At 29.8% G+C, this 21,563-nt stretch carries 20 protein-coding genes; 1 reads left to right on the top strand and 19 read right to left on the bottom strand.

Translation table 11 applies throughout. From position 1 onward, the window contains the following. The first annotated feature begins 28 nt into the window (after positions 1-28). Positions 29-259: a DUF6341 family protein gene (locus tag P6733_RS06860; RefSeq protein ID WP_306351289.1), complete on the top strand. Its 231-nt coding sequence runs from the start codon at positions 29-31 to the stop codon at positions 257-259. Here the strand turns inward: P6733_RS06860 and purD are convergent. From purD to P6733_RS06765, 19 genes are all read right to left on the bottom strand, one after another. Then, on the bottom strand, positions 254-1,525 hold the full coding sequence (purD, locus tag P6733_RS06855; RefSeq protein WP_306351287.1) for a phosphoribosylamine--glycine ligase: 1,272 nt from the start codon (positions 1,523-1,525) through the stop codon (positions 254-256). The two genes, P6733_RS06860 and purD, sit on opposite strands and share 6 nt — an antisense overlap. Positions 1,526-1,685: 160 nt before the next feature. After that, positions 1,686-3,038, bottom strand: coding sequence for an undecaprenyl-phosphate glucose phosphotransferase (locus tag P6733_RS06850; protein ID WP_306351285.1), 1,353 nt, complete (start codon positions 3,036-3,038; stop codon positions 1,686-1,688). Continuing rightward, positions 3,038-4,021, bottom strand: a complete 984-nt coding sequence (locus tag P6733_RS06845; RefSeq protein WP_306351283.1) for a UDP-glucuronic acid decarboxylase family protein — start codon at positions 4,019-4,021, stop codon at positions 3,038-3,040. The genes P6733_RS06850 and P6733_RS06845 overlap by 1 nt, the downstream gene beginning before the upstream one ends. Positions 4,022-4,026: 5 nt before the next feature. Further along, the gene (locus tag P6733_RS06840) at positions 4,027-5,259 is read right to left on the bottom strand and encodes an O-antigen ligase family protein (RefSeq protein ID WP_306351281.1); all 1,233 of its coding nucleotides are present in this window, start codon (positions 5,257-5,259) and stop codon (positions 4,027-4,029) included. Further along, entirely contained in the window at positions 5,240-6,337 is a 1,098-nt protein-coding gene (locus P6733_RS06835) for a DUF1972 domain-containing protein (protein WP_306351278.1), read from the bottom strand. Before P6733_RS06835 ends, P6733_RS06840 begins: the two co-directional genes overlap by 20 nt. A gap of 108 nt (positions 6,338-6,445) precedes the next feature. After that, positions 6,446-7,549 (bottom strand): glycosyltransferase family 4 protein, encoded by a 1,104-nt coding sequence (locus P6733_RS06830; protein WP_306351275.1) that lies wholly within the window; start codon positions 7,547-7,549, stop codon positions 6,446-6,448. Further along, positions 7,542-8,804, bottom strand: coding sequence for a hypothetical protein (locus P6733_RS06825; protein ID WP_306351274.1), 1,263 nt, complete (start codon positions 8,802-8,804; stop codon positions 7,542-7,544). Before P6733_RS06825 ends, P6733_RS06830 begins: the two co-directional genes overlap by 8 nt. 13 nt (positions 8,805-8,817) lie before the next feature. Continuing rightward, a complete protein-coding gene (locus P6733_RS06820; protein WP_306351272.1) occupies positions 8,818-10,083 on the bottom strand; it encodes an oligosaccharide flippase family protein in 1,266 nt (421 codons plus the stop codon). Positions 10,084-10,195: 112 nt separating this feature from the next. Continuing rightward, entirely contained in the window at positions 10,196-11,014 is an 819-nt protein-coding gene (locus P6733_RS06815; RefSeq protein ID WP_306351270.1) for an FkbM family methyltransferase, read from the bottom strand. 311 nt (positions 11,015-11,325) lie between these two features. Then, positions 11,326-12,096: a hypothetical protein gene (locus P6733_RS06810; protein ID WP_306351268.1), complete on the bottom strand. Its 771-nt coding sequence runs from the start codon at positions 12,094-12,096 to the stop codon at positions 11,326-11,328. Positions 12,097-12,140: 44 nt separating this feature from the next. Continuing rightward, complete coding sequence (locus P6733_RS06805; protein ID WP_306351266.1) at positions 12,141-12,359, bottom strand: hypothetical protein; 219 nt, start codon at positions 12,357-12,359, stop codon at positions 12,141-12,143. A 103-nt stretch (positions 12,360-12,462) separates the two neighbouring features. After that, positions 12,463-12,606: a hypothetical protein gene (locus P6733_RS06800; RefSeq protein ID WP_306351264.1), complete on the bottom strand. Its 144-nt coding sequence runs from the start codon at positions 12,604-12,606 to the stop codon at positions 12,463-12,465. Between the two features lie 225 nt (positions 12,607-12,831). Further along, positions 12,832-14,631: a glycosyl hydrolase family 28-related protein gene (locus P6733_RS06795; RefSeq protein WP_306351262.1), complete on the bottom strand. Its 1,800-nt coding sequence runs from the start codon at positions 14,629-14,631 to the stop codon at positions 12,832-12,834. A gap of 207 nt (positions 14,632-14,838) precedes the next feature. Then, positions 14,839-15,573: a glycosyltransferase family 2 protein gene (locus P6733_RS06790; protein WP_306351261.1), complete on the bottom strand. Its 735-nt coding sequence runs from the start codon at positions 15,571-15,573 to the stop codon at positions 14,839-14,841. Beyond that, positions 15,563-16,300 carry an FkbM family methyltransferase gene (locus P6733_RS06785; RefSeq protein WP_306351259.1) on the bottom strand — a complete coding sequence of 246 codons (738 nt, stop codon included), beginning with the start codon at positions 16,298-16,300 and terminating at the stop codon, positions 15,563-15,565. Before P6733_RS06785 ends, P6733_RS06790 begins: the two co-directional genes overlap by 11 nt. 7 nt (positions 16,301-16,307) lie before the next feature. Further along, complete coding sequence (locus P6733_RS06780) at positions 16,308-17,366, bottom strand: NAD-dependent epimerase/dehydratase family protein (RefSeq protein WP_306351257.1); 1,059 nt, start codon at positions 17,364-17,366, stop codon at positions 16,308-16,310. Beyond that, positions 17,366-19,273, bottom strand: coding sequence for an LTA synthase family protein (locus tag P6733_RS06775; protein WP_306351255.1), 1,908 nt, complete (start codon positions 19,271-19,273; stop codon positions 17,366-17,368). Before P6733_RS06775 ends, P6733_RS06780 begins: the two co-directional genes overlap by 1 nt. A 10-nt stretch (positions 19,274-19,283) precedes the next feature. Further along, positions 19,284-20,345 carry an NAD-dependent epimerase/dehydratase family protein gene (locus tag P6733_RS06770; RefSeq protein WP_306351254.1) on the bottom strand — a complete coding sequence of 354 codons (1,062 nt, stop codon included), beginning with the start codon at positions 20,343-20,345 and terminating at the stop codon, positions 19,284-19,286. 232 nt (positions 20,346-20,577) lie between these two features. After that, positions 20,578-21,561 (bottom strand): hypothetical protein, encoded by a 984-nt coding sequence (locus P6733_RS06765; RefSeq protein ID WP_306351252.1) that lies wholly within the window; start codon positions 21,559-21,561, stop codon positions 20,578-20,580. Positions 21,562-21,563 lie beyond the last annotated feature (2 nt).

The following is a 21,563-nucleotide window of genomic DNA, read 5'->3' as shown; positions in this document are numbered from 1 at the left end:
TGATTGTAAATATAATACTTGTTTAGAGATGAAAGCTTTTTTTGAAGGAATACAATACTTATTTGAAAAGATATTATTTATACCAATGGACTTTCTAAGAAAATTAGAATTGGAAAACTGGTGGGTCGCTAATATCATGAGTTGGATTTTTGCAATTATTTGTATTGCATCAATTGTTTACTGGGTAAAGCAATTGAAACTCCACAAAGACAACAACGAAGAAAATCAAGATACTAGCGCCCATTCGTTCTTATCATAAGTCGAAACCTATATCTTTTCTAAAATACATCTTATCAAAATTTAGTTTATCTATATTTTGGTAAGATTTTTTTATGGCTTCTTCGAAGTTTTCCCCGAATGAAGTTATTGCTAATACTCTTCCACCATTTGTAACTACTTGGCCATTGTCCATTTTTGTTCCTGCATGAAATACTAATGAATCTTCTACAGAATTCAATCCTACAATAACTTTTCCTTTTTCATAGTCTTCTGGATAACCTCCTGAAACAACCATAATTGTTGTAGCGCTTCTACTATCAATTTCCAGATCAATTTTATCTAATGTTTGATTGGCTACAGCTTCGAATAGTTCTACTAAATCTGTTTTTAATCTTGGGATTACAACTTCTGTTTCTGGATCGCCCATTCTTACATTATATTCAATAACGTATGGGTCATTATTTACATTAAAAAGACCTATAAAGATGAAACCTTTATACGGTATCCCATCGTGGTGTAATCCATCAATAGTAGGCTTAACAATTCTATTTTCTATTTTTTCTAATAGTGCTTTATCTGCAAATGGAACTGGAGAAACTGCTCCCATACCACCTGTATTAAGTCCTGTATCACCATCTCCTATTCTTTTATAATCTTTAGCCGTTGGTAGTATTTTATAGTTCTTACCATCCGTTAAAACAAAACAGCTCAATTCTATTCCGTGTAAAAACTCTTCTACAACTACTTTTGAACTTGCAGCACCAAATTTTTCATCCACAAGCATATTGGTTAGTTCTTGTTTTGCTTCTTCTAAATCATGCAAAATTAAAACTCCTTTACCAGCTGCTAAACCATCTGCTTTTAAAACATATGGTGGGTGTAATGTTTCCAAAAAATGGTGTCCTTTTAGTACCGTTTCTTTGGTAAAACTATGGTATGCTGGTGTTGGTATTCTGTGTTTTAATAAAAATTCTTTCGCGAATTCTTTACTTCCTTCTAGTTTTGCTCCTAGTTTTGATGGTCCAATTACAGGAATATCTCTTAATTTTTCATCTGCCAAAAAGAAATCGTGAATTCCAAGAACTAGTGGATCTTCTGGCCCTACCACAACCATTTCAATATTTTGATCAATTACAAAGTCTTTAATTGCTACAAAATCTGTTGGCGCTATATTTACATTCGTTGCAATTTGCTCTGTTCCAGCATTTCCTGGCGCAACAAATAGTTTAGAACATTTCGCACTTTGTAACATTTTCCACGCTAATGCATGTTCTCTTCCTCCTGAACCTAATAGTAAAATTATCATGATGTGTGTGTTGTTGTTTATTAGTTCCCAAAATTAATGGCTTTTGTTTTCAAAAAATAATTATTTTATTAAAAACTATTAACCATCTGGTATACTTTATACCAGAAACAGTGAATTTAGCCTTAGAAGGGCTACAGAAATTAAATCTTGAAGGGTATGATTAATATGCTTTATCTTCTCCTTTGAGAGCATTATATAAAGTCATAAAAACAATTTTAACATCTAATAGAAGCGACCAGTTTTCAAGATAGAAAATATCGTATTTCACTCTAAAGATTATATCTGTGTCATTTTCAACTTCCCCGCGGAATCCTTTGGTTTGTGCTAATCCTGTGATTCCTGGCTTGATAAAGTGGCGTACCATAAACTTGTCTATGCGACGTGCATACATCTCCGTATGGCTCACCATATGCGGCCTAGGACCTACTACAGACATATCGCCTAATAGTACATTAAAGAACTGTGGTAATTCGTCAATACTAGTTTTTCTAATGAATCTTCCTATTCTGGTAATTCTTGGATCATCTTTGGTAACTTGATGTAAATCGGCCATATCATTAATTTCCATTGATCTAAATTTATAGCAATAGAATTCCTGATAATTTAATCCGTTACGTTTTTGTTTAAAAAAGATTGGTCCTTCGGACTGCCATTTAATGAATATGGCTAGTATAGGAATCAACCATGTTAATATCCCTAAAATGATCAATAATGAGAACAAAATATCAAAGGTTCTTTTTAATACTTTATTCAATGTATTATCTAATGGGATATTTCGTAAAGAAATAACAGGGATATAATCGTAATAATCGAATGTTAGATTTCTAGCAAAGACTTCTTTATTGTCTGGTAAAAATTTTAATATTTTAAGATTGTTATCTGTAAAATCAATGAATTCATTTACTTCATTATTATTTAAATCTGAAAGGGAGCAATAAATCTCATCCACTTTATTCTCTAAAACGAAAGAAAAACATTCATTTATCTGTTCTCTTTTATCTGTTTCTAGGTTAAATACATTGACGAGCTTATAGCCATAATCTGGATTTTCTGTAAAGAAATTGATCAATTGCCCTACGCTTTTCCCTTTTCCTACAATAACTACTTTTCTATAGTTACCGCCATATAGGACTCTGTATTTCCTTAAAAAATAGTATATAAATAGCTTAATTAGTGATATTAAAACTATTGATATAATAGTGAAATATAAAATTATCTCTGATTCTGAATACTTTGTATAAAATCCTGCAAAGGCAAAACATACTATTGTAAAGAGCGAAAATTGTTTGAATATTTTATTAAAAATCGTAAGTACTTTTGTATAACGATAGACTTCATAAAAGCCTATATTCATTGCAATTATTATCCAAGAAAGGCTTAAAAAACCCCATAAATACAGGGAATGAAAATTTTCTGGCAATAATACCATAGAAGCGCCATTGATAATGACTAAGTCAATCAAATATGAAAATGGTCTTATATACCCTGAATATCTTCCTGTATTATTTCTCACTAGATAATGTACTTTGTAAAATCTTTATGATCTTCATTTTTTAGCTCTTCAGCAGTTAAATTCCTGAAATAATCATAGGTAATTTTCATCCCTTCTTCGCGGGATACTTTAGGTTCCCATCCTAAAAGTTTTTTGGCCAGTGTAATATCTGGTTGCCTTTGTAGTGGGTCATTAATTGGTAGTGGTTTGTATACTACTTTTTGTTCTGTGCCAGTCAGTTTTATAATTTCTTCTGCAAAATCTTTGATTGTAATTTCATCTGGATTTCCAATATTTACTGGTTCTGCATAATCACTATGTAATAATCTGAAAACGCCCTCCACTTGGTCATCTACATAACAAAATGAGCGTGTCTGCATCCCATCTCCAAAAATGGTTAGATCTTCTCCTCTTAATGCTTGTCCTATAAATGCAGGGATTACTCTACCATCATTTAGCCTCATTCTTGGACCGTAGGTATTAAATATTCTTACGATTCTTGTTTCTAAACCATGAAACGTATGGTAGGCCATTGTTAGCGATTCTTGAAAACGCTTTGCTTCGTCATATACGCCTCTTGGTCCAATTGTATTTACGTTCCCATAATAATCTTCTGTTTGCGGATGTACTAACGGATCTCCATATACTTCTGATGTGGATGCGATTAATATTCTTGATTTCTTTACTCTTGCTAAACCTAATAAATTATGTGTTCCTAACGAGCCAACTTTTAAGGTTTGAATCGGAATTTTTAAATAATCTATTGGGCTAGCTGGTGATGCAAAGTGTAAAATATAGTCTAACTCTCCTGGTACATGGACAAATTTTGTAATATCATGATGGTAAAATTCAAAATTAGCTTCTTTAAATAAATGTTCTATATTCTTTAAATCACCCGTAATTAGATTGTCCATCCCAATAACGAAGTATCCTTCTTTAATAAATCGATCACACAAATGTGATCCTAAAAAGCCCGCAGCACCTGTAATAAGTATTCTTTTCATTTATTCTAATCTCTTTTTAAGATAACCTTCTTTGACATCACATCAGTAGTAATAAAAACACAGTAAATAATTGTAAAAAAAACTACTCCTCGTTGTCTCCATAAAAATGATTCCGTCAAAAATAGGATTATCATTGTTATCGCAAAAGCAATATGAAGAAAATCTTTATTAATTATCGATTTTCTTAAATTTATAAATAATATTAACAATAATAATAGAAATCCCAAAACACCTAACTCAGCAAAAATTTGGGTATATTGATTGTGAAAATTAAAACCTCCATATCCATTATGCAAATTATATTGTACTGTTTTTGCTTCTATTTTAGGTTTTGAGGCATTCAATCCATATCCTGTAAAGAATATAGGGTCTTCTTGGAGCATTTCTGTAAAAATTCTAAACTGATATACCCGAAAAGCTGTTCCTGGTAAATAATAGTTTTGTCCAAAATCTGTACAGGTCCATGCTTCTTGAATATTGGACTGATTTTCATGTAAAAATCGTTCTTTTATTTTCCCAACATAAAAAAGTCCAATTATTCCAATAGTCAAGAAAACAATACTGATTATTCTTGTTTTTAAATCTGTTTTTATGCTAAATAGATAATAGGATATTATTAATAGAATATCGACAACAACAATATTTTTTGAAGAAAGTAAAAATACAATCATCAGTAAGAAAATGATTATTCCTTTATCTAGAAGTTTTTTTGATTTTTTTGTAATAAAAAAGAACATGGCAAATGACATAAATACAGATACATAAATGGCATTAACATCTTTCGTTACTAACTCATGGTAGAAAAAAACATCTGTTACTTCAAATATAACATAGCGTATGGTTGCAATGATTAAATAGAATAATCCATAGAATACCATGCTGTAACTATAATTCCTAAAAATTAGACGGGTTTGTTCTTTTGTTAGGTTTGGAATCATAAAAAAAGCAATTGGTATAACCAAGAGTGATAATTCTTTGGTTAAAGCACTTATTGTTGCTCCTCTATCTATAGACCAAAGTACGGATACTAACATTAATAAGTAAATTAAAACCAATGGAACTAGCTTTCTATTGATTTTAAACCCATTCTCTTTAGCACAAAAAATGGTCGTTACTACAAATAAAATTACAGATAGTGTATTGATAAAATACCCCATAGGTAGTGTAATAAGTACACCACTTAGCGTATAGACAATTGCCTTTGGGTTTGTGAAAATATTAGTAATTTTTTGCCACACTGTATTCTAGTAATTGTAAATATTGATCATTAATTTTATTCCAGTTGAATTCTTCAACAATTGCCTTAAAATTATTGGCAAGTTTTTGCAAGTTATCCTTTTTTTCAATCGTCTGAATTAAATTTTTAAGTTCTTCGGTAGTACTAAAATAAAATGCATTTTCTTTTAAAATCGATTTATTAAAATCATTGTTGTGTGCTAAAATAAGCGCATTTGAGGCCATTGCTTCTAACAGGGATGGATTTGTACCACCTACAGAGTGACCATGAAAATAAAGCATTGAATAATACCTCAAATTATTCAAATGATTGAGATTATAAACTGCTCCTAAAAAATGAATCGTTGAAATTTCTTTGTATTTGTTTTTTAAATACTGACCAAACTTTGTATTGTAGTTCCCAATAACAATTGTTATGACTGTTGTTTTACTCAAAACGGTTGCATCTAAAATTGTTTCAATATTGTTCTCTGGTTCTAATCGAGCCAATATCATATTATATTGATTGGGTTCTAATTTATATTCTTCTAAAATAGCAACTTCTGGATTATCAAAAGTGGTTGCTCCATAGGCAATATAGGTAGAATTTTTTTGATACCTTTCTTTTAGATATTTTTGAATACCAATCGAATCCGCAATTAAGTAATCACTACTTTTTACTGCTAGCTTCTCAGCATAACGAAGCATCTTTTGTACTTTCTTGGAATACTTGGAACGTTTCCATTCCATTCCGTCCATGTTTGTAATAATGATTGCTTCTTTGGGTAATAGAAAATGCCAGATTGAATTACTCGTGTATCCTAATTGCAGAATCACATCGAAATTTCGTTTCCTAGAGTCCATGATACAATTAAAATCGTAGATGAATTGCCCAGCTGTCCCAATCTTATATTCTGGGTCGTATTGGTGTATTATATGAACTCCTTTAAATATTTTTTCTTGATACGGATGATTGTGTGTGTTGTAAACGTATACCTCGTGTCCTTTATCAACAAGATATACTGAAAAAAATTCGGCAAATTGTTCAAATCCTCCATAGTGATTCGGTACCCCTCGAGTTCCTACGATGGCTATTCTCATGTAATTTGTTTAAAAGGAATATGTTAATTTTTTTAACAAAAATAACGAAAAATAATACGTTGCCTAATCTGTTTTGATTTTTTGTGAAATAAAACAAATCATTAACATCTATTCCTCCTTTAAAACTTCCAAATAGCGTTGGGCTGCTATATTCCAATTGTATTTTTCTAATGCCTGAATATTCATTTCGCGAATTTCTTCAGAACTACATTTTAGACCTAATTCAATCTTTTTTTTGATTTCTTCTTTGTCTAATGGATTAAAGGCATATTTTTTTAGAAAAGAAAAATCTTCCATCGCAGTTGTACTAGAACAAACTGTTGGAATTCTAGCAGCTAATGATTCTAATGGAGGAATTCCAAATCCTTCTGCTATTGATGGGTATACTGACAAATCTGCTCCTCTTAATAGTAATAGCAATTGCTTAAAATCGACTTTATTTAGTGTAACTATTTTCGCCTTTATAGTATCTGGAAGGTTTGAATAGTAAGTGTCATATTCTTTATTCTCAATGGCTTTATCTCCTATAAAGACTAATGAATAGTGGTTATAATACTGGTTCTCAACAAAGACTTTTAGTAATGTATAATGATTTTTTCGTGGTTCCCAACGGCTTATAAACAGCCAGTATTTATCTAAACCGTACTTCTGCTTGACTGTTTCCTTGATTGCACTTTTATCGTATTGTTCAAAATAAACAGCATCAACTGCATTAGGAGTAATTATTACTTTATTCAGATTGAAATGTTTCTGAATTTGTTTTTTAGAAAAATCTGAAACCGTAAGTAGTACATCTGAATGTTTGGCACTCCATTTAAATAAAAACTTATTCTTTATTCTGTATGATAATGGGAAATACTTTGGGAAATCCAAAAACAAAATATCGTGAATAGTGACGATGTATTTACAGCGTTTTATAGGTGGTACTATATATTGAAAATGTGCAAAATCAATTTTATGTTTCGTAATCAATCTTGGAATATCCACTAGTAATCTAATGAATTTATTTTTTGATCCAAATTCTAAATAGGTCACATTATCATGTTCTCCAAATACTTCTTGAAGTTTCTCTAAATTAAATGCAACTAAAAAGAAATGCTTGGTTTTATCTTTAATCAACTCAGAATACAGCCCTTTTAAATAGGTTGTTGTTCCTTGAAAACTCCCATCAAAAACATGGCAATCGACCAGAATATTTAAGTTACTATTCATTTGTAATTTCACCTCTGTTTTGTTGATCTTGTTTTAAAAGTATTTCTCTGTAAGCAATTAAAAAACCTATTAAAATTGATTTATTATCTAGTTTCAAATAAAGTCCCAGAAAAACCCAATTGGATACAATTAAAAAGACTCCAGATCCAACCAATAACCAGTTAATATAACGAACAGAATCTAAATCGGTCTTTTCATGTTTTAATAATAAATAAATGAATAAAATAGACAGTGCTACCCCTAATAGTCCTGATTTGAGAAAAACGGTCATAAAAGCATTATGCAGAATTGGAATGTATCGTATCAACTCTCCATCATTTGTCCATATTTGTCTTTTCAAATCTATTGTAGAACCTAATCCTTCTCCAAAAATAATGGCTGATGTTCCATTATTAGAGACTTGTTTAATTGTAATGATATTCTCATAGGATCTATAATTATCATTAAAATCTTTCCAATCGTCTTTATTGATTTTTGTTTTAAAAGGTTCAATTGGAGAAATTTTGACCTTATATAGAAATCCTTCGAATCCTTTTGCTTCTCTTCTAGGGTTGCTATAATAAATTACAGTGTAGGTTAAGAGAGTCATCCCTAATGCAATCAGTAAATAATAGATCGATCGGGCTGTGATTCTAAAATATCCTTTCATTGCAATGTATAATATTACAAACTGAATAAAATTTGTTCTGGAGAAATACAATACACTGGATACAACAACGATTAAGACCAAAATCATTTTCTTATATTTTCCAATATGGAAATTGAATTTATCGCTAAACAACAATAAAATAAGGGCGTAAATTTCGAAGTCACTAAAATATCCTGAGGCAGCACGAATCTGATGGAAACTTAAATGCAGATTCGACACCATTGTAAAAAGTATAATTCCCAAATGGGCCATCGACACGAAAACTCCTGTATAGATGACTATTGCAATAGTTTTATTCTCGCTTTTTTTACATATTTGATATCCTACCAATAGCCCAAGTATAGGTTTTACCATATAGGTTATATCTCGAATAAAATAATATGATTTTGATTCTTTAAAAAAACTTACAATAAAGGCTATTACAAATATCGCTGCGAAACACGCTACATATTTTAATATCGTTACGGAATAAAATCTACTTAAGGTAAACAAAGCAACTATTGTCCAAACTGCAAATGTGAGTTCATACTTATTTAAAAATACAACTGTTACACAGAGTGTGAAAAGTAATTGGTATAATATGCTTTTTGATAATGTAAATTTCATTCAAGATTTATTTTCAGCCTTTTTTAAAATATCCTTTCAAAATAATATAATATAATACTACAAACAAAGCTTCTGTTACAATTAATGATGTAATTACCCCTAATAATTCAAATCTAGGTAATAGGAGCGTTGTTAATATGATATTGAAAACAGTTATTGAAATAGCTATTTTGATATATATTTTATTCTTGTTCAATCCAAACATGAGTTGTTCCAAAGGTAAGGATAGGCTAATAAACATCGGCACAAGGAGCGCAATTCGTAATAAGAAAGTCAATCGATCAATAGATTCTAGATCTATTTTGAAAAAGACTAACACATAACTTGCTGCACAGAATAAAATTAAAAGTAGTCCTAAAATAAATATAACATTTAATCCATTAAATTTTCGCCACATGGCTATTCCTATTCTGGTACTCTTACTTAATTCCAGACAGAAACTTGCATAGAAAAATCGAGAAAACATTTGCAGATAGGTTCTAAACAACATGATGATTTGTTCTAATATCTTGTATTGTCCAGCCATTAAATAACCTCCAAAATAGCTAATCAACATAATGGGTACAAACTGTCGTAAGGATAAAAACAGTTGCGAAACACAGAATGAAAAGTCTTTTCTTAATAGTTGTTTAACCTTCTGCCAGTCTACATTTTTAAAATGAAAATCATATTTATTCTTAACCCATAAGAAACCTAATGAATTTGCAATAAAGCTTCCTCCTCCTAAACATAGATTGGCATATATATAGTCTTGTGGATTTTTTATGACCAGAAATACACTTACTACATAGATTAATTTTGAGCCAACATTTATTATTGTTACTAATTTATAGTTTTCTACTCCTTGCAAAAACCAGATTGGATTTATAAACTGGGCAATAACCATGGTTATACTTAAAAAAAACAGTGTTTTTTCCTCTGCAAAGAAAGGTACAAAATTGACTAACAATAAGGTAAATAGAATAACAAAAAGGAGTAATAGAAATTTTGCTGAATAAACGGTTACGAGTATTTCTTTGATTTTTTCAGGAACTTCACGGTTAATCGAAACTTCTTTAGTTCCGTGAATGTCCGATCCATAATCCACTATAAGTATTAAAAAAAAGGCTAACGATATCCCTAATCCTATTTTACCAAAACCCGCTTCTCCGCAAATAAAGACGATATAAGGAATTATAAGTAATGGACTTATTAAATTAATTGCTTGACCAAATCCGTAGATAATAAAATTCTTTATTTTTTTATTATTCTGAATTAATTTTATCTTGTTTTTAATCATTTAGTGGTAAAAATATTCTTGCTCAAATATAACTTAAAAAAAAGTTAAAATTACAAATTTCATTCCCTGTACTTCTGATTGATCTTATTCGATAATTGATTTTTACGATTATTTATTCTATCCAAAAATGAATCATTACCGGTTTCGACTTCTCCGTAAATATTCCTTTTACATAATGTTTGTATTCTGGAACATAGCTTTTAATCAAGTTAATGATTTCATCAGGATCGTTTTCAGTATGATAGGTCGTAATTGCAATTCTGGGTTTATTTCGCTTAATAGTATTTTCAGCTCCTTTAAGCATTTCTTGCTCAAACCCTTCAATATCTGCTTTTAGATAGGTTATCTTTTGATTCTCGTCAATTAATGTATCTATCTTTCTAATGGTCGTTTTATTGTCTGTAGAGGAATTTGTGGTAGAAATTTGTCCGATCAATGAATCTTCTTCGAAGAAAACATCTCCATCATAATCTCCTATTGCTGTTTTATGGATTGTTACTTTATCTTGAAAGGAAGCAAACGTTTTATGTAGTGTTTTATAAAATTTACTACTCGGTTCAATCATTACAATATGTTTGCATTTGTCAATAACTGATAATGGGAATAATCCTTCTGCAGTACCAATATCAAGTAGGTATTCATCTTTTTCTATTATCGTTTTTTCCTTTTGATAATAATGCCAATCATCCACATCAAATGTTTCGGCAGTAACTTGATTTACCCCTTCTATCGGAAATTCCAATGGCCAGAAAAGTGTATTGGGGATGGTATTAAATGAAATCTCATAAAATTCTGATTTTTCAATTTTAGTAATATATCGTTGCGCTATTTTATGTACTTGAGGCTTCAGTAAGAAATCAATCAACTCTTTTAAACTCACATTGTTTTTATTAAAAAACAACCAGAATAGCAATATTTTAAGCCTTCTCATAATTAGTATTATAGTTTTGGAAATCTTGTTTAAACTTATTTCAGCTTAAAACATTTTTTGAATGTTCACAAATATATCAATACTCTCCATAGAACAATGCACAATATGCAAAAAAACCATGTTAAATTAGCTTCGCTTTATTTTTCTTTTAAAAGCCTATTCTTCAAAAAAATCATGAACTTTCATGACTATCTTAATCTTACATTAACTCATTAATAATCATTCTTGTTAAGCTACATGTTATATCCAGAATATTTTACTTTATAAACCAAAACACCCAATCGCTTTAATTTTGATTGGGTGTTTTGGTTTTATTCTTTTTCTACTTTAAAATAGTATGGCTTTTTATAATACTTACTTTTTTTAGTTACTTTTTTTAAACTACAAAATGTACATTCACTCATTAAGATCCTTTTCAAATTATTCTCACCCACCATAGTACCCATATACTCATTAATTTCCATTTTATCATACCCCCCTTCATTCGTAGGATTGGTTATAGCATATACAATTCCATTTTCAACAATAAAAAGAGGTAATAGCCCTTTAATATAAAATGCAAAATATTTTTTTTCTAATCCTAATTTCATCATAAATCCTCGATCACCACCTATTCTTTCAGGGAAACTATAATTATCGCCTAACAAAGAATAAGCGAGAATGAATCCTAATTTGGGTGGATATTGATATTCTACATAAAAGTCATCCAAAACAATTTCATCATCGACATATCCATTATAAAATAGATCGTTATATTTTTTTTTATTCGTCAAATAATTTAAAAAATTTATCTTGTTATCTAATTTTACTTTTTTATCTAGCTCAAAGACAGGAATAACCGTTATTTTAAATTCTTCAAATTGGTATCGTGATAAAACGAGTTGAGGATTAAGCTCAAATACTTTTACTAAAGAATCTTGTTTTTCAACCGTAAATTCATAGCGATCCTTTGCGTTTTCTTCTGCAATTGTATAAAACTTTTTCAGATCAATTTTAAAGTTAATCGTATCTTTTGTCTGTGCCAATGTAATGCCAGTGATTAAAATCATCAAACAAACTACTATTCTTTTTTTTATCTCCATACACTAAAAATATCTTTTAATCCTTAGTCTTGCTCCATTTTCATTTAGAACAGAAAAAGGATACTATCAAGATTAATTCTTAACACTCCATATCTATAAGTAACTTCCCTTTCTTTTAATTCATCTACAATATCATAACCTGGGTCGTTCATCTCCACTAACACAATATAATTATCAAAGAAATATGCTTTTAATAAATCTTCTGTATCCACAAAGTTTTTATATATTTTTAAACTTTGTTTTATTGGGTTTTTTAAGCGCAATTATTATAAAGTTCTTGGTCAAGATATTCTTTTATTATGTTTATTAAAACAAATATTAGCATTAATCTCTTTCTTTTCACAGCATAACCGAAAATATTTTGAATCAACCAGTATCTGCATTTAAGAAAATTCCTTCTACTGGAATATTAACCTGTTCTAATGTTTTTGTTACTAATTCAAATTGAACTTCAATATTATAACGATCGTTATAATATCCATTAACTGGGTTTAAGATAGCAAATGGCAAACCTTATCACTCCTAAAGGAACTCTTGTTTCAAAACCTCATTGAGTTATTGATAAATATGGAACAATTTCATTTTTTATTATATCTAAGTATCTCTTACATAAGAGATAGTTTTGAAATCAATATCTTTTGTAGTACAAACTTCAAAAACCCTTTTTGTTTTGTAAAATAAGTTTAAATCACTTCATTATGTAAAAAAACCATATGATTGGTTTTTTTATATGTTTTATACATCACTTGTTGATTTGTATAAAGAAAGTAATTGAAAAATTTCTTTATACAAATCAACTGGTCTATCAATTTTAGTGAATGTAGCAATATCCCCATTATTTAGAATAATTTCTGTTTTCCCAGATAAATAGATGTTTTTTGCATTACTAATTTTAATAGGAAGATTTTCAGCTCGTAATTCGATAATTTCACCTGCACAGATAGATGAAGTCATTCTCTTTATAGGAGGATTTCCGCTAACACCAGTAACAAACACAATTGTGTTATCTTTAAGATCAATGTATTTATCATTTATATTTTCATTCAGAATTGTTATATTTTGTGTTATTCCCTGACTGTATCCAAGTCGATTATCCTGGAATGAATTGCCAATTGTTTTAATGCCAAGATTTGGTGTTGAAGGGTTAGCTGATGCAGTAATAAAGTTTTTATTTAAAGCACTATTATAGGTGGTATTGAGATCACTAACAACTACATAATTATTGTAGATGTTAGATTCTGATCCAGTAGAAGTTATGCATCTCCCAGTTGGGACGTTATTATATTTACTTAGATTACGAACTCTTAAGCTTCCAAAACCTGCAGCATTAGCAAATCGAGAATTAATAATGTTAATCGCTTTACTAGGAAAAGCAGAAGAGGAATTATCCATATATGGGTCAATAAAAACTGCATTATCTAATGTTTCAAACCAACAAGTATCAAATGTAATATTTTCTGCAAATCTAACATAAACTCCATATTCTGAAATTTCAAATGTACTATTTATAAAAGAAATAACTGCAGGTTGAGTATTCAATTCATTATTTATGGCAACATTAAAACCTTTAATAATATTATAGGTTTCTTGTGGTGTATTTTTATCAATGTAGTCATAAGTAATTCCGTCAAAAAGACAGTTGAGAAAAGTGATTTGCCCTTGTTGCCCAGTGATCTGCAAACAATGTGATGCTGTTTTTTGCCTTATAATATGTACGTTTTCAAAAATTAAAAACTGATTAGGTTCATTGAATTTATAATCAGGAGTACTTCCTCCACCATCAAGATGAATTCCTGTTCCATTAAAATTATAAATTGAGATGTTTTTAAACGTTGATCGCCATATTCCACCAGTATTTGTTTCATCTGTTGATGCGTGTAAAAAGAAGCATCCTTTAGTTCTGTTTTGGGTAATATCAGGGCCGTTTGATTGTCCGTCACCAGTAACTGTAAGATTGGAAATATTGCAACCTATTACTGGCCCAGATTCCATACCTATTAAATAGCCTGAGTTTGAATTCTCATAACCAGCTGTCAAAACAGTATTATCCATTCCATCGCCTAGAATTGACACACCACTTTTTAAAAGAAGAGTATTGTTTATTAAATAGTTCCCATTTGGGATGAACACCGTGTTTCCTTTTATAAAATAACTTCCCTGCTTGTTAAGGGCAGCACACTCTATTGCAGATTGAATTTTATCTCCATCATCAGATTGTAAAGCGCCGATTGTTCCATAAAATTTTACATTAATGTAGTTGTCTATCTTTCTAACCCATCGTCCATTTATTATTGGAGGGTTGTTCTTAACCCCGTGTTGAATGATAACCCCATTATCATCAGCACGGTCATTTACCTCACTTCCAGGGATATCAATAAAAGTAAAAAAACCGCCACCTCCATCCCAAGAATTAGTATGATATTTTACGTACACAATATCTCCACTAATAGGTAATCTTGTTGTTGGTGGATTTGTAGGATTTGGAAAAGTAAAGGTTCGGAGTTCATAAATATTATTAATTGTTTCAATAGTCATGATTTTATTTTTTTGTATAAATGATTATGAAGTGGTTAAAATATTTAGTGATTTTTTGTTTTATCACCATGCACAATATATTTATAAATTTTAATAAAAATAAACAAAATACCCTAAAATGCTTATTGATCTAATACATAATTACAAAAAAACTAAAATTTCTCTCTTTAGAATTATAATTTTTTCAAGAGGGGATTTTAATAAAAATTATTTTTTATTAAAATCCCCTCTTGAAAAATACTTCTCTACAAAACAATATACCAGAATGAAAAAGTATCTACTTCCCATTTCTTTAATTTTTAATTTTGAAACGCCATATTTTCTATTGGTCCAGGAATTAGGTACTACTGTATAGGTATAACCTCGAATAATTGCTTTTAATGGCAATTCAATTGTTAAATTAAAATGAGGTGATAGAATTGGTTTTACTCCTTCAATTACTTCTTTTTTATACAGTTTAAAAGCATTTGTAGTATCATTATATTTAATACTCATCGTCATTCGGATAATAAAGTTTGCTATCCTGTTAATGATTTTTTTTACCCATGGGTAATCTATTACTTTTCCGCCTTTAATAAAACGACTTCCAAATACACAATCATAATTCCCTTCCACCATCGTTGTATAGTATCGGATCAAATCGTAGGGTGAATCTGATAAATCGGCCATCATTACTGCCACACAATCTCCTGAAAATCGTTCTAATCCATATCGTACCGCATATCCAAATCCGTTAGGACCTAAATTAGTCTCATACTGTAATGCGGGGTATTTTTGTGCTAATGTTTCAAGCACCTGCAACGTATTATCTTTAGAATTATCATTCACTACAAAGATTTCATGATCAATCGAAACTTTGGAAAATGCTTCTTCAATCTGATCAATTGTTTCGGTTATAGATTCTTCTTCATTATAAGCTGGAATAACAATACTAAGCTTCATGTATATTTTTGTTTTCGTATATTATTTCGTGGAAATCCCCGAAACCGTGTTTTATTTTTGCAATACATTCATACCCATTTTGAGTGAGTATATCCTCAATTCTGTGGTGTTGATTTTTATTCATATACATATCATCATTATGACTCTCAAATTGAATAAATTGTATCATGATTTTATTAGCATTTCCAGAAAAAAGGCCTTCTAACGTTTGTAATTCATGCCCTTCGACGTCAATTTTTAAAACATCAAAAAAAGTATCTTTTCTCAACTCCAGAAAATCTTGAAGCCGAATCACTTTTACATCATAATTATCAATTATAATATTTTCTTTAGAAACGCCCAACATTCTAGCTTTCGTTTCTAAATATTTTGAATTCAAATTAAGCTCTTCGAAACTAGAGGTTTCATCCATGATATTTTCATGAAACTCTAATATTCCTTCTACATTACTAACTCCAAAATTATGTAACTCAATTTTTCTTGTACTCTTATATTTATTCTGAAGATATACAAATAAATTCTTATTGGGCTCAAAAGCTTCAATCCCTGCGTCAGGATAAATCTTTAGAAAGAAATCTATTGATTGTCCTTTATTCGCTCCAACATCAATAATCCTAACATCTCTTTTGATCAAATGTGATGTGTAAAACTTTCTTAATTTAGGATAGAAAAAAATCCTTTCATTAAGATGAATTAGCTTTTGAATTATTTTTGTTCGGAAACTCATCCTGAATCTATCTTTTAGACATATTATGATATATCTGAGTTAGAATATCATTAATGTTATATTTCCATGACCACTCTGGGTAATGTTCTTTAAATTTAGTTACATTGCTAATCCACCAAATATGATCTCCCACTCTATTCGTTTCTGAATACTCATAGTTCATTGGTTTACCAGTAATTTGTTCACACATTTCAATAGCTTCTGTCATTGAGCAATTTGAAAATCTTCCGCCGCCTGCATTGTATACTTCACCTTGTCTTGGATTTTGATAAAAATGCCAGAACATATTTACTAAATCCCAACTGTGAATATTATCTCTTACTTGTTTTCCTTGATATCCAAAAACAGTGTATTTGTCACCTGTAATTGCGCATTTCATTAAATAAGATAAGAATCCATGTAACTGTGTTCCCGAATGATTTGGTCCTGTTAAACAACCTCCTCTAAAAACAGCTGTGTTCATTCCAAAATATTTACCATATTCCTGAACCATAACATCTGCTGCTACTTTTGAAGCACCAAATAAAGAATGTTTCGTCTGGTCAATACTCATATTTTCATCAATCCCTTCTTTAAAGTAGGCATGCGCTTCATCTATTTCCCATCTTTTTTCTAATTCAATTAAAGGCAAGTAATTGGGAGTATCTCCATATACTTTATTTGTTGAAGTAAAAATAAAGGTTGCTTCAGAACAATGTAAACGTGTCATTTCCAACATGTTTAATGTTCCATTGGCATTGACTGTAAAATCCGTTAAAGGTTCACGTGCCGCCCAATCATGACTTGGTTGTGCCGCAGTATGAACCACTAATTTTATAGCATCTCCATATTTTGAGAATATTTTTTCTAATTCTTCTATATTACGAATATCCGCAGTATAGTGCTCAAAATTTGGGACCGTATCTTGTAATCGTTTAGTATTCCATTCTGTTGAAGCTTCCTCTCCGAAGAAACGAGCGCGCATGTTATTGTCAATACCAATAATTTTATCAAATTTTTCCGCAAAAAAAGTAACTGACTCACTTCCTATTAGTCCCGAAGAACCTGTAACAACACATATATTCATTAGTGATTGATTTTATATTCTGTAATTTTTATTTTTGGATTAAAATATTTGGATTCTGTCAGCCAAATTACATAACCCATTACTTCTTGCTCTGGTTTTTTATTTTCCTGATTCATATAATCCTTAAAATCAAGTGTATTTCTAATCAAATAATTGGAAAAAAATCCGGATTCTAATAATTTTTTTGAGATCCTGTATCCATTTCCCTTACCATCTTTTGTATTAATCATAATAGAAATTTCTGGTGCATATGTCAATAATGATTGTAAACTACCTGACATAGAATTCGCAACTTCAACTTCGTAAAATTTTCCTTCTTCTGGTACTAACGAAACATTTATATCAGCTTCATATTCTTTTATTTTTTCAAATGTAATTGTCTTTTGCTTTCCTTCCTTTTTTTCTAATAAAAGTATCGGCTTTTTATTTACACTGAAAGTATCTATACACTTATAATTATTTAATAAAACAAGGTTTACTTTGGCCTCATCTATCAAAGGGTATCTATTCTCAATAGATTCGTACTCATACAAAACATATTTCGGTGACTTTTCTGAATTATAATGTTCAAAATTTAATTCTTCTAAATATTTTGTATAAGCCGTGTATGATTGAATAACTGGCCGTGGACTATAATTTAATTTGTTCTCAAAAAGCAGACTTATATTCCATGGAAAAATATCAATTTTACTGTTTCCAATTTTGATTTTTATACTTTCTGGGAGCTGATTGTTATTTGGGAAAAGATTAAATGCTGATTCCTTAGTATAATTCTTTAAGCTTATAAAATACTCCGACTTATCAAGCTTTTGTGGAAAATTAAAAATATTTACTTCTCCTTTTTTAGCCCCAAACAAAGCAATAAAAACTAATATTAAAATAATCTCTTTTCCATTAGATCTAAATTTCTCAATGTGAAATTCTTTAATACAAAAAATCAATAATAAACAATAATTAAAAAACTCTAATATATGTCCTGCGTCTGCTCTTACAAAGGCCTGTTTATACAATACATATATTGGAAAAGTAAATAGAAATATTATTATTAGTCCTTTGTAATTAATCTGTTTATTCAAATAAACTTTAGGTAACAAAATAACTAATGTCAACCCAATAAATGCTAAAGCTAGAAATAATTCATTGACTAAGCCCAGATCTAAATACATAATTTCATTAAAACCTGAAATCATATTTAAACCTGTTTTAATATAATCTACTAATGCAACATTTAGAGCCTTTGATAAGCCGATGATAGAGCCGAGTAGTATAAGAATATATACTATATAAATTTTTCTTGTTTCTTTATGAAAAATGCATTGGTATAATATAATTGGCAGTAATAAAACAAATGAAATTAATCCCGTGTTGAATTTAACAAAGAACATGAGAACCAATAAAATGATCTGAAAAATATAATTAATGTAATGATTATTATCTAAGCTTTGTCTTATCCAAAACAACAGAAAAGCCATTAACACAATAGAAGTTCCTGCTCCTAAATAAGCAGGCAAAGCAAAACTAATTACAAAAATTAATAAAGCAGTAAGTTTTTTATTAGAGCTTTTTACATAACTCGTAAAAAAAATATAGAAAAAATTAAAACTTATAAATAAGTCATATAAAATAAAATCAATCTTATCAACACCCCATCCTACTCTTGTTGAAAGATAAGACAAAGGACCATACGTAAATGCAATATCTTTTCCCCAAATTAGATGCTCTATCTTGGCATAATTTAAAGTAATTACCCATGATGGATCAAGGGACGTCCAAGAATATTCTGAAGCTTGCACTGGATATACTCCCATATAAAAATAAGGAGGAAATAGTAAATATGTACCTACTAAAGCAATTATAATCCCTAAGAATTTAGGGCTTTTGATATAATCAAAACTATTTTTATCCATTGCTGATTATCTATTTCAAAATTGATTCTAATTGCTTTTCATTCTCTTTAATCCAATTATAGATATCTGTAAAAATGGTTTCCACTGATTTTTTAGGTTTCCATCCGATCTCTTTTTCAATTTTTGAATTGTCTGTAATGTATATTCTTAAATCAGCTGTTCGAGTTTCTCTCTCGCTACCAATCTCGATTGTATTTCCTGAAATTTTCTCACAGATTGCTGTCATTTCTTGCAGAGAAGTACTATTAGACAGTCCTCCACCAACGTTAAATATTTGTCCTGAGAATTTTTCGATTTGATGAATTTGTAAGTCTATTAAATCAACTAGATCGTCTACATGCAAAATATCGCGAACCTGCTTTCCTGTTCCACCATATCCAATGTACTTTAAAGATTGTTTCCAGTAGTGTTTTGCCATCCATAACGTTACGACGCCCTGATCTGTTTTCCCCATTTGTTTTGGCCCTGCAATCACTCCAAAACGTGTAATTGCTGCTTGTAAACCATAAAATGCAGCATATTCCTGGATGAATAATTCCGAAGCTAATTTTGTCGTTCCATAAAATGATCTGGCGCCTTCCAAACTTAATTGTTCTGAAATACCTTCTGATGAGATGCCTTTTGTTTTTTGATTTGTGTCAAATGAAAAACGTGTAGGTTCTTCAATAAAACTGGCATTTTCTATACTTTCAATAGGGTATACTCTACTGGTTGAAAGAAAAATCAATTTTGCTTTATTTTTCAAACAGCTATTGAAACAATTGATTGATCCATAAAGGTTGTTGTTGATTACATAGGTGGGATCTGAATCTAGACCTGCCATAACAGATGGTTCAGCAGATGCTTCGACTAAAACATCATAGGTTCCAAGTGATGTTAAGTCTTCCTGATTTCTAATATCGCCATGAATAAAGGGAATCCCAAATTTCTGAAAATCAATAAGATTTAATTCGGAGCCTCTCCTTTTTAAATTATCAAAAGCTACAATATCGTAGGTAGGATATTTTTGTTTTAATTGAATACACAATGTGGAACCAACAAATCCGGCTCCTCCTGTTACCACTATTTTCATTTCATTGATTTTTTAACTTCTTTTCAACTGCAACAGGATTATATAATCCCTTGGCAGTCACAATGATTTTAAGTCTCATTCTCAATTCAAGAACAGAAACTATCATAGTTGTCAAAATTAAAAATTACAATGAATTTATAGCACAAATTCTATTGTTTTTTTAGATAAAAAACAACATTAAGAATAAAACATTTCTAATCTATCAATTTACTTTAAATTAAAGATGTTCATTTTATTCATTAATAAAAAGTCTTGCTTTTAATCTTTTGAAGAAGTTATATCCTAAAAATATAAATATGAAAAGAACAGGAACAATAAAAGTTAATCCTAAGAAGATATTTTTAGATTTTCTTACATTTAAAGTTTCACTACTTTTCTGTACAAATTCGTTGAAAGTAATTTTCTCTTCTTTAAGTTTTGACTGATCTTTATATAGTTCAATCTTAGTCTTAATCATATCATTTAACTGGGCATTTTCATTGTAGTATACCAGTTTATCATTCTGTCTTCTGTACTCATCAGTAAATCGGCTTGTAAAGCTTTTTAAGATTTCGTCAATCTGTACTATCATCTTTTTATTAGCCACAAGTTTTTCATCAATATCAGCTAAATAGATGTTTTTTAATGCTGTGAAATATTGGTTTTTATTTAAATAAGCCAATATTGCCTCTACATTTTTTTTAGTAGATCCAGTAGTAGAAGTAATAATTTCTATATTATGATACTTATAATTTTTACTTGTAATTTCATCCTTAACTGTTTTTGAAACACTTCCTTCATCTGAAAATAATTTTAAAACGTCATAATTTTCACGATCATCAAGAATGAATTTGTAAACATCAATAATCGGCTTGATTTCAATACCTTTTAATGTTTTAGGATTACTAATACCAATACTCTTTAGAAATAGTGTATCTCCCATATTGATTTTTGACTGTATCAGATTTATATTATTATATAAATAATCAACACTGTCAAAATTAGGAGATACAACTACATCATTTTTATACGTTTGTGTCCCTCTTTCTAGAAAAAATCCAATAACAGCTCCAACTACAAACAAACCTATCAAAATGAGGATATTTCTTCTTAAGAAGAAAAGAAAGTGAAAAAATGATCTTAATACTCCATTTACTCCATCTTTAGTTTTACTAAATACTGCTGAAATATCAACTTCTTGATTGCTGTTGTAATCTTTGGGCTGCGTTGAACTCATTA

Origin of the sequence: Flavobacterium aerium, from assembly GCF_030766725.1 — a bacterium.
GTDB lineage: Bacteria > Bacteroidota > Bacteroidia > Flavobacteriales > Flavobacteriaceae > Flavobacterium > Flavobacterium aerium.
The sequence above is the reverse complement of the archived record's forward strand: the minus strand, read 5'-3'. Positions and strand labels throughout refer to the sequence as shown.

What these genes read in the sequence shown, in the direction of transcription:
- P6733_RS06860 (WP_306351289.1), top strand. Translation starts at nt 29, where the DNA reads ATGAAAGCTTTTTTTGAAGGAATACAATACTTATTTGAAAAGATATTA.
- purD (WP_306351287.1), bottom strand. Translation starts at nt 1,525, where the DNA reads ATGATAATTTTACTATTAGGTTCAGGAGGAAGAGAACATGCATTAGCG.
- P6733_RS06845 (WP_306351283.1), bottom strand. Translation starts at nt 4,021, where the DNA reads ATGAAAAGAATACTTATTACAGGTGCTGCGGGCTTTTTAGGATCACAT.
- P6733_RS06835 (WP_306351278.1), bottom strand. Translation starts at nt 6,337, where the DNA reads ATGAGAATAGCCATCGTAGGAACTCGAGGGGTACCGAATCACTATGGA.
- P6733_RS06830 (WP_306351275.1), bottom strand. Translation starts at nt 7,549, where the DNA reads ATGAATAGTAACTTAAATATTCTGGTCGATTGCCATGTTTTTGATGGG.
- P6733_RS06825 (WP_306351274.1), bottom strand. Translation starts at nt 8,804, where the DNA reads ATGAAATTTACATTATCAAAAAGCATATTATACCAATTACTTTTCACA.
- P6733_RS06820 (WP_306351272.1), bottom strand. Translation starts at nt 10,083, where the DNA reads ATGATTAAAAACAAGATAAAATTAATTCAGAATAATAAAAAAATAAAG.
- P6733_RS06815 (WP_306351270.1), bottom strand. Translation starts at nt 11,014, where the DNA reads ATGAGAAGGCTTAAAATATTGCTATTCTGGTTGTTTTTTAATAAAAAC.
- P6733_RS06810 (WP_306351268.1), bottom strand. Translation starts at nt 12,096, where the DNA reads ATGGAGATAAAAAAAAGAATAGTAGTTTGTTTGATGATTTTAATCACT.
- P6733_RS06795 (WP_306351262.1), bottom strand. Translation starts at nt 14,631, where the DNA reads ATGACTATTGAAACAATTAATAATATTTATGAACTCCGAACCTTTACT.
- P6733_RS06790 (WP_306351261.1), bottom strand. Translation starts at nt 15,573, where the DNA reads ATGAAGCTTAGTATTGTTATTCCAGCTTATAATGAAGAAGAATCTATA.
- P6733_RS06785 (WP_306351259.1), bottom strand. Translation starts at nt 16,300, where the DNA reads ATGAGTTTCCGAACAAAAATAATTCAAAAGCTAATTCATCTTAATGAA.
- P6733_RS06780 (WP_306351257.1), bottom strand. Translation starts at nt 17,366, where the DNA reads ATGAATATATGTGTTGTTACAGGTTCTTCGGGACTAATAGGAAGTGAG.
- P6733_RS06775 (WP_306351255.1), bottom strand. Translation starts at nt 19,273, where the DNA reads ATGGATAAAAATAGTTTTGATTATATCAAAAGCCCTAAATTCTTAGGG.
- P6733_RS06770 (WP_306351254.1), bottom strand. Translation starts at nt 20,345, where the DNA reads ATGAAAATAGTGGTAACAGGAGGAGCCGGATTTGTTGGTTCCACATTG.
- P6733_RS06765 (WP_306351252.1), bottom strand. Translation starts at nt 21,561, where the DNA reads ATGAGTTCAACGCAGCCCAAAGATTACAACAGCAATCAAGAAGTTGAT.